The 7852-nt window shown below is 72.5% G+C and carries 9 protein-coding genes; 4 read left to right on the forward strand and 5 right to left on the reverse strand.

Features of this window, described 5'->3' with window-relative positions:
- Positions 1–68: 68 nt before the first annotated feature.
- From BZY54_RS14125 to BZY54_RS14145, 5 genes are all read right to left on the reverse strand, one after another.
- Positions 69–434, reverse strand: a complete 366-nt coding sequence (locus tag BZY54_RS14125; protein WP_086725529.1) for a DUF6479 family protein — start codon at positions 432–434, stop codon at positions 69–71.
- A 119-nt stretch (positions 435–553) separates the two neighbouring features.
- Positions 554–961, reverse strand: a complete 408-nt coding sequence (gene msrB, locus BZY54_RS14130) for a peptide-methionine (R)-S-oxide reductase MsrB (RefSeq protein ID WP_086725538.1) — start codon at positions 959–961, stop codon at positions 554–556.
- Positions 962–975: 14 nt separating this feature from the next.
- On the reverse strand, positions 976–2367 hold the full coding sequence (gene murC / locus BZY54_RS14135; protein ID WP_086725530.1) for a UDP-N-acetylmuramate--L-alanine ligase: 1392 nt from the start codon (positions 2365–2367) through the stop codon (positions 976–978).
- A 72-nt stretch (positions 2368–2439) separates the two neighbouring features.
- Complete coding sequence (locus tag BZY54_RS14140) at positions 2440–2913, reverse strand: indole-3-glycerol phosphate synthase (RefSeq protein ID WP_208640648.1); 474 nt, start codon at positions 2911–2913, stop codon at positions 2440–2442.
- Between the two features lie 173 nt (positions 2914–3086).
- Entirely contained in the window at positions 3087–3914 is an 828-nt protein-coding gene (locus BZY54_RS14145) for a pyrimidine reductase family protein (protein WP_244217155.1), read from the reverse strand.
- 37 nt (positions 3915–3951) lie between these two features.
- Between BZY54_RS14145 and zapE the strand changes: the two genes are divergently transcribed.
- The 4 genes from zapE (at position 3952) to BZY54_RS14165 (ending at position 7763) form a co-directional block, all read left to right on the forward strand.
- Entirely contained in the window at positions 3952–5061 is a 1110-nt protein-coding gene (zapE, locus tag BZY54_RS14150; protein ID WP_086725539.1) for a cell division protein ZapE, read from the forward strand.
- Positions 5062–5256: 195 nt separating this feature from the next.
- On the forward strand, positions 5257–5655 hold the full coding sequence (locus BZY54_RS14155) for a hypothetical protein (protein WP_086725533.1): 399 nt from the start codon (positions 5257–5259) through the stop codon (positions 5653–5655).
- Positions 5656–5930: 275 nt separating this feature from the next.
- Positions 5931–6509, forward strand: a complete 579-nt coding sequence (locus BZY54_RS14160; protein ID WP_086725534.1) for a carbonic anhydrase — start codon at positions 5931–5933, stop codon at positions 6507–6509.
- A gap of 165 nt (positions 6510–6674) precedes the next feature.
- On the forward strand, positions 6675–7763 hold the full coding sequence (locus BZY54_RS14165) for a slipin family protein (RefSeq protein WP_086725535.1): 1089 nt from the start codon (positions 6675–6677) through the stop codon (positions 7761–7763).
- The last annotated feature ends 89 nt before the right edge of the window (positions 7764–7852 follow it).

Consider the following 7852-nt stretch of genomic DNA (forward strand, 5'->3'; position numbering starts at 1 on the left):
GCCGGGGTCGGACGAAGACCGGCGGCGATCGGGGGACGTAACGGATCCGGTACGGCCGGGGCGTCGCGTCAGTGGGCGCCCGGGCCTCCGCTGCCGAAGGACCCGCTGCCGCCCGGGGCCCAGCGGTGCCGGTGCTGGTCCTGGCTGCGCCGGGTACCGGCGCGGTGGATCTCATACGGCATGAGCCGCTCGCCGTCCTCGCACTCCACCTCGTCCGGCTCACGCATCTCGCTGATCTCTTGGACGGCTCCGGTGACCGGCAGGTGGGGCTGCTCGGTGTCCTTGGGCCGGTCCGGCTCCCGGCGCATCACTCCGATGCCCATGCCTACGGCCCACACGAGCGCGCAGACGACCACCAGGCCGCCGATGAAGGCACCGAGCGTGGCCCACGCGTGCGGTTCCACTGCCAGTACCACGTAGGAGGCTGTGACCATGTTTTCCACCCGCCTCTGCAGAGATGCGGAGAAACCACCGGTGGCGCCGGTGACGCCACCTGTGTCCCATATTGTCCCACCATCTCAGGGCACCGCAAAGGGGCGCGGGCCGCTCCCGCTCAGCCCTCGGCCGGCGTCAGCCGCAACGAGATGCTGTTGATGCAGTACCGCTGATCGGTGGGAGTGGGGTACCCCTCCCCCTCGAAGACATGCCCGAGGTGCGACCCGCAGCGGGCACACCGCACCTCGGTGCGCACCATCCCGTGGGAGCGGTCCTCCAGGATCTCCACGGCGTCGGTGTCCTTCGGGTCGAAGAAGGACGGCCAGCCGCAGTGGGACTCGAACTTGGTGTCGGAGGTGAACAGCTCGGCGCCACAGGCCCGGCAGGAGTAGACACCCTTGGTCTTGGTGTCCGTGTACTCGCCGGTGAAGGCGGGCTCGGTGCCGGCCTGGCGCAGCACCGCGTACTCGGCCGGAGTCAGCTCCTCACGCCACTGCTCGTCCGGCTTGTCGACGTCGTACGGCATGAGCACTCAACCCCTCAGTTCTCGGTCAGACGGTCCAGGATGCGCGGTCCGAGGTCGGTGACGTCGCCCGCGCCCATGGTGAGAACGAGATCACCGGCCTTCGCCATTCCCGCGATCACGTCCGGCACCTCCGCCTTGTCGTGGACGGCCGTGACGTCGGCGCCGGTGGCCCGGGCGGCCTCGATGATCAGCTCGCTGGTGACGCCGGGGATCGGGTCCTCGCGGGCGGGGTAGATGTCGAGCACGACGGAGGCGTCGGCGAGGGCGAGGGCCTGGCCCATCTCCTTGCCCAGCTCCTGGGTGCGGGAGAACAGGTGCGGCTGGAAGACGACCAGGATCCGGGCGTCGCCCGCGGCGGAGCGCATCGCCTCCAGATCGGCGGTCATCTCGGTCGGGTGGTGGGCGTAGGAGTCGATCACCTGGACACCGGCGGCCTCGCCCTTGAGCTGCAGGCGCCGCTTGACGCCGGTGTAGGCGGCCAGGGCGGGGGCGAGCTCGGCGGCCGGGATGCCGAGGGCCACGCCGGCGGCCAGCGCGGCGACGGCGTTGTGCGCGTAGTGGCGGCCGGGGACGGAGACCGCGAACGTGAGCTCCGCGCCGTCCAGCTCCACGGTGACCTGGCTCTTCAGGCCCTGCGGCACGATCGAGAGGATGCGTACGTCCGCGTCCCGCGACTCGCCGTACGTCACCGTCCGTACCGATCCGGCCACCCGGCGGGTCAGCTCGCGCGCGCCCTCGTGGTCGGCCGCGATCACCAGCGTGCCGCCGGGGACGATCTTCCCGGCGAAGGTCTCGAAGGACTCGTAGATGTCGTCCATCGAGGCGTAGTTGGCGTGGTGGTCCAGTTCGACGTTGAGGACGATGGCGACCTCGGGGGCGTACTTGTGGAAGCTGCGGTCCGACTCGTCCGCCTCGGCGACGAAGATGTCGCCCTCGCCGTGCACCGCGTTGGAGCCGGGGGCGTCCAGGTCGCCGCCGATGGCGTAGGAGGGCCTCAGGCCGAGCTCGGTGAGGGAGACGGCCAGCATGGAGGTCGTGGTCGTCTTGCCGTGGGTGCCGGCGACCGCGATCGGGCGCAGGCCCGTCATCAGGGCGGCCAGGGCGTCGGAGCGGTGGACGACCGGGATGCCCAGCTCGGCGGCGCGCACCAGCTCCGGGTTGTCCTGGCGGATGGCCGAGGAGACGACGACGCAGCTCGCGTCGCCGGCGAGGTGCTCGGCCGCGTGCCCGATGTGCACGGTGGCGCCCAGCGCCCGCAGCGCCTCGGCGGTCGCGGACTCCTTCGCGTCGCTGCCCTCGACCCGCGCGCCGCGCTGGGTGAGGATCTTGGCGATGCCCGACATCCCGGCGCCGCCGATGCCGATGAAGTGCGGTCGGTCCATGGCGGTAGGAAGGCCGGGTGCCATGCGCTTTTCTCCCAGGTGGTACGGCTGCGGTACGACGGTGCGCGCACCCGTGGACGGGGGCGCCGCCCAAGCCTATGCCTTGCTGTGCGAGAACAGCTTCAGGACCGGCACGCCGACCTTGTGGCGGGCCCGCGAGGCCCAGTCGCGATGGAAGAACTCCTCCACGTAGTGCGGGTCGGTCAGCACGATCACCTCGTCGGCGCCGACCTCCGCGACCAGGGACTTCAGGGCGTCCAGCGGATGGTCCTCGACCAGTCGGCCCTCGGCCTCGCCGCCCGCGGCGCGCAGCGCCCTGAGGGACACGTCCAGGGCCCGCTCCCCTTCACCCTTCGCGTCCTCGCCCTCCGGGGTCTCGCCCTCGCGCGCCGCCTCGTCGATCTCGCCGAGCGCGATGTCGTCGATGGCCCGCAGCAGCCGGTCCGCCTGCTCGCCGCGCGGCTGGAGCAGCACGTGGAAGGAGACCGGCTCCTCGCCGTGCAGAGTGGTGACGAACTCCACGTCGGCGGACGTCAGGGCCTTCTCGATCATCAATACGCTTGTGAACACCAGGCGCCCTTTCTGCTCCGAGGGCCGCGCCCTCTGCCTCCAGCAGAGAGCCGAACCAGCTCCTGCAGAAACAATCCTGCCCTGTGTACGCACAGGTTTGGCCGGAAGTGAGTGCACCCACCACCAACAGGCCGGAATTACTTATTCCCGTTACCGGACGCACCCCGGGTCCATCACGTCCGCCGGTACCGGCTGAACAGGAAACCTTCCTCCTCCAGCAGGGAGGACAGGGTGAAGCGGTGCGGTACGGCGACCGAGGGGCCGCCCGCGATGCGCTGGGCGTCCCCGGCGGTGAGCATCGGGGAGACCGTCAGGCACAGCTCGTCCAGGACGCCCGAGGCCACCAGCTGGCCGAGCAGACGCGGGCCCCCCTCGGTGAGCAGGCGGGTGTGGCCCAGCTCGGCGAGCGCCCGCACCGCGCGGACGGGGTCGATGCCCATGCCGTCACCGGCGACGACCACGCGGGCGCCCGCCTTCTCCGCGGCCGCGATCCGGTCGGGGGCCGCGGCGGCGCCCGTGAGGATCAGCGTGGGCACCAGGGGCGAGGTGAACAGCGGGAGCGTGAAGTCCAGCTCCAGGCTCGCGGTGACGACCGCGATCGCCGGGGCGGGCCCCTGCCCGGCCGCCTCCCGCAGCGCCTCGAACTCCTTGCGCGCGCGGGCCGGGCGGTACCCCTCCTGCCGTACCGTCTCGGCGCCGACCACCACCACGTCGGCCAGCGCCCGCAGCGTGCCGAAGATCCGCATGTCGGCGGCGCTGGAGATGGGCTGGGAACGGCCGTCGTGCTGGGCCGCCCCGTCCAGCGTGGACACCATGTTGGCCCGCAGCCACGGCTCCCGGCCCGCGGGTCCGGGCTCGGGGTAGGCGTAGGCGGCGGCCAGCTCGGCGAGGGTCCACTCCCGGCCCGCGAGGCCGCCCGGCGCGCTCGCCTCACCGGTCTCGCGGCCCTCGCCCAGGGCCTGGGCTGCTGTTTCATCGGTCACAGGGAACAGGCGTCGCATGCCGTGCAGTGTTCCACGCCGCTTACCATGGGGAACCGTGTCGTCCTCCACAGCCGCCTCCGGGCTCAGCCCCATGACCGGCGCCGCCCCCCTGTCCCTGTGTGCCCGTGAGCCGCACGTCCCCGCGGACCGGCTGGTCGCCGAGATGGTGCCGCCGCCGCGCTTCGACGCGGTGCGCTTCTCGACGTACATTCCGGACCCGAAGCAGCCCAGCCAGACCGAGGCGGTGCGGGTCCTGGAGGACTTCGCCGCCGGACTCGACGGGGCACCCGCCGCCGGCACCCGGCGCGGCCTCTTCGGCTTCGGCAGGGGCAGGAGCAAGGCCGCGAGGACGCCGGCCGGGCCCCGCGGGGTCTACCTCGACGGCGGCTACGGCGTCGGCAAGACCCACCTGCTGGCCTCCCTGTGGCACGCCACCCCGGCCGAGCCCGCCCGCAAGGCGTTCGGCACGTTCGTGGAGCTGACCAACCTGGTCGGCGCCCTCGGCTTCCAGAAGACGGTCGAGACCCTGTCCGGCCACCGTCTGCTGTGCATCGACGAGTTCGAGCTGGACGACCCCGGCGACACCGTGCTCGTGTCCACCCTGCTCGGCCGGCTGGTCGACGCGGGTGTCGCGCTGGCCGCCACCTCCAACACGCTGCCGGGCAAGCTCGGCGAGGGCCGCTTCGCCGCCGCCGACTTCCTGCGCGAGATCCAGGGCCTGTCCGCCCACTTCCGCACGCTGCGCATCGACGGCGAGGACTACCGCCACCGCGGGCTGCCCGAGGCCCCGGCTCCGTTCTCCGACGAGCAGGTGACGAAGGCGGCGCACACCACCGAGAACGCCTCGCTCGACGGCTTCCCGGAGCTGCTGGAGCACCTGGCCAGGGTGCACCCCAGCCGGTACGGCGCGCTGACCGACGGCATCGGGGCCGTCTGCCTCACCGGCGTACGGCCGGTGCCGGACCAGTCGACGGCGCTGCGGCTGGTCGTCCTCGCGGACCGGCTCTACGACCGTGAGGTGCCGGTACTGGCCTCCGGACTGCCCTTCGACCAGCTGTTCAGCGAGGAGATGCTGAACGGCGGCTACCGCAAGAAGTACTTCCGGGCGATATCCCGGCTCACCGCACTCGCCCGGGACGCCAAGGGGCTCGTCGAGACCTCCTGACCGGCCCGTACACCCGACCGGCCCGGCCTCCGGCCAAGGGCCTCCCGCGCCGTCCGACCGCACTTTTCGGGCGGCGTTCGGCGTGTCGCGTGGAGTTTCTCCTGCAAACAGCGGCGCACGACTACCGTGTCTCTTGACCATTCGTTGACCGAATGGTGGTCTGCGCAGGAGCCGCGTGCGGGCGGAAGGGGGCGCATGTTCCGAGGCACAGCGGCACGGGCGATGCTCGCCCTCCTCGCCGTCATCCTGCTCGCCCTCCCCTTCCTCGCACCCGCTCCGTCCTTCGCGTCCGCGCACACCATCGGTCACGTCGAGGCCAAGGACCGGTCCGGAACCGCACCCGCCGCCGCGGCGCAGCGCGCCGGCCGGGTCGCTCTGCGCGACTGCGGCTCCATCGGCAGCCCCACCGGCCCGCTGCGCACCCTTGAACGGCACGGCACCGTCGACTCCGGCCCCGAGGCCCCCGAGCGGCCCGCGCTCAAACAGGGCTCCGCGGGCACCGAGGAAGCGGACGCGCCCGGCGTCGCGCACTGCCGCACGGCGAGACCCTCCGCCGGACGCACCCCGGCAGCGCTCCAGGTCTTCCGCTGCTGAACACGGCTCCGCCTCTCCGGCCGGCCGCCGGTCCTCCCCGGAGTCGAGCGCCGCACCTTCCCTCGGCCGAGTTCCGGCCCTCCCGCAGCCGAGTTCCGTCCGGCCACCGCTGAGCACGGTCCGTCCCTCAGCCGAGAGCGGGCCGCCGCCGACCGGCACAGAACCGCGCGCGACCGAGCAGCACGGCGATCTCCGTCCTGATCGCCGTCCGATCGCCCTGACCTCTGTCATGCACGCCCGACGCGCCCCACGGCGCGCCAGGAGGAGTCACCCCCATGCAGCCGCTCATCGACCACGCCCGTACGTTCGGCCGGCGCCCCGAGGAGTTCGCCGCACTCGCCGCGGGCCAGTCGCCCCAGGTCCTGTTCATCACCTGCTCCGACTCCCGGGTCGTCCCGGCGCTGATCACGGGCGCCCGCCCCGGCGAGCTCTTCGAGCTGCGCACCGCCGGCAACATCGTGCCCCCGTACGCCGGCGCGCACCCCACCAGCGAGGCCGCCACCATCGAGTACGCCGTGCAGGTGCTCGGCGTGCGGGACGTCGTCGTCTGCGGCCACTCGCACTGCGGGGCCGTCGGCGCCCTGGTGCGCGGCGACGACCTCGACGCCGTACCCGCCGTGCGCGACTGGCTGGCGGGCGCCACGCCCCGCCCGACGGGCACCCCCGAGGACCCGGAGGTCGCCGAGGGCGTCCAGAGCCACGTCCTCGCGCAGCTGCTGCGGCTGCGCTCGTACCCGTGCGTCGAGCGGCGGCTGGCGGCCGGCCTGCTGAACCTGCACGCCTGGTACTACGAGGTGCACACCGGCGCCGTCCTGGCCCACCGCCCGCAGACGGACGCCTTCACCGCCCTGTGACGGTCCCCCCTGGGCCGGACGCCGTTCCCGTGCCGGGCCGGACGCGGTTCCCGTCCGGGGCCGAGTGCGGTTCTCGTCCGGGGGCTCGACCGCTTTCTCGGGCCGGGCATATCGTTGAAGGAGGCCTCAAAAGGGCACACGGACGACTGGCGAGGAGTCGTCATCATGCTTCAGGACGTACTGACCGCCGTGATCGCCACAGGTTGCGCGGGTCTTGTGTACCTCTCGGCGGCGGCGCGCGTCGTCAAGCAGTACGAGCGCGGCGTGGTGCTGCGGCTCGGACGGTTCGTGGGTGGCGTACGCGCGCCCGGTTTCACGATGATCATTCCGTTCGTGGACCGGCTGTACAAGGTCAACATGCAGATCGTCACGCTCCCGATCCCCGCGCAGGAGGGCATCACCCGGGACAACGTGACCGTGCGGGTGGACGCGGTCGTCTACTTCAAGGTCGTCGACCCGGCCAACGCGGTCATCCAGGTCGAGGACTACCGGTTCGCCGTGTCCCAGATGGCCCAGACGTCCCTGCGCTCGATCATCGGCAAGAGCGATCTGGACGACCTGCTGTCCAACCGCGAGAAGCTCAACCAGGGGCTCGAGCTGATGATCGACAGCCCGGCCATCGGCTGGGGCGTGCAGATCGACCGCGTGGAGATCAAGGACGTCTCCCTGCCGGACACGATGAAGCGGTCCATGGCACGGCAGGCGGAGGCCGACCGGGACCGGCGGGCCCGGATCATCAACGCCGACGCCGAGTTCCAGGCGTCCAAGAAGCTGGCCGAGGCGGCGCAGCAGATGGCGGACACGCCCGCCGCGCTGCAGCTGCGGCTGCTGCAGACGGTGACGGCGGTCGCCGCCGAGAAGAACTCCACCCTGGTCCTGCCCTTCCCGGTCGAGCTGCTGCGCTTCCTGGAGAAGGCGCAGACCCAGCCCTCGGCTCCGGAACCGGAGAAGCCGAGGCCGCTCGGCCTCGGCACACCTCCGGACGCCCGCCCCCAGGAGGCCGAACCGGCCACGGCCTCCGACATCGCGGCCCTGGACGCCATGGCCCCGGACACCTCCGCCTCGGCCGTCTCCGCCGAACCCGCCGGCCCTGACGGCACCGAGCCCGAGGTCTCCACCGTCGACGACACACCCGAGGCCCCCTTCGACCCCGCCTCGGTCACACCCGTCAGGGCCGCCGCCGACGCCGCCTTGCCCGGGCCGCCCGATCAGTCGGGACGGACGGGGGAGAGGACGCGCCGTCCACGTGGCTGAGGCACCCGCACCGCCGAGGCGTGCGCGCCACCGAGGCACGAGGCATCCGCGCAGCTGAAGCCGCGTCCGGCCACGGCCGAGCCGGCCCG

It is taken from the genome of Streptomyces carpinensis (assembly GCF_002154505.1).
Lineage (GTDB): Bacteria > Actinomycetota > Actinomycetes > Streptomycetales > Streptomycetaceae > Streptomyces > Streptomyces carpinensis.

Bases quoted from the DNA above. Each gene is read 5' to 3' on its own strand.
- BZY54_RS14125 (WP_086725529.1), bottom strand. From the start codon at position 434: ATGGTCACAGCCTCCTACGTGGTACTGGCAGTGGAACCGCACGCGTGG.
- msrB (WP_086725538.1), bottom strand. From the start codon at position 961: ATGCCGTACGACGTCGACAAGCCGGACGAGCAGTGGCGTGAGGAGCTG.
- murC (WP_086725530.1), bottom strand. From the start codon at position 2,367: ATGGCACCCGGCCTTCCTACCGCCATGGACCGACCGCACTTCATCGGC.
- BZY54_RS14145 (WP_244217155.1), bottom strand. From the start codon at position 3,914: ATGCGACGCCTGTTCCCTGTGACCGATGAAACAGCAGCCCAGGCCCTG.
- BZY54_RS14155 (WP_086725533.1), top strand. From the start codon at position 5,257: ATGTTCCGAGGCACAGCGGCACGGGCGATGCTCGCCCTCCTCGCCGTC.
- BZY54_RS14160 (WP_086725534.1), top strand. From the start codon at position 5,931: ATGCAGCCGCTCATCGACCACGCCCGTACGTTCGGCCGGCGCCCCGAG.
- BZY54_RS14165 (WP_086725535.1), top strand. From the start codon at position 6,675: ATGCTTCAGGACGTACTGACCGCCGTGATCGCCACAGGTTGCGCGGGT.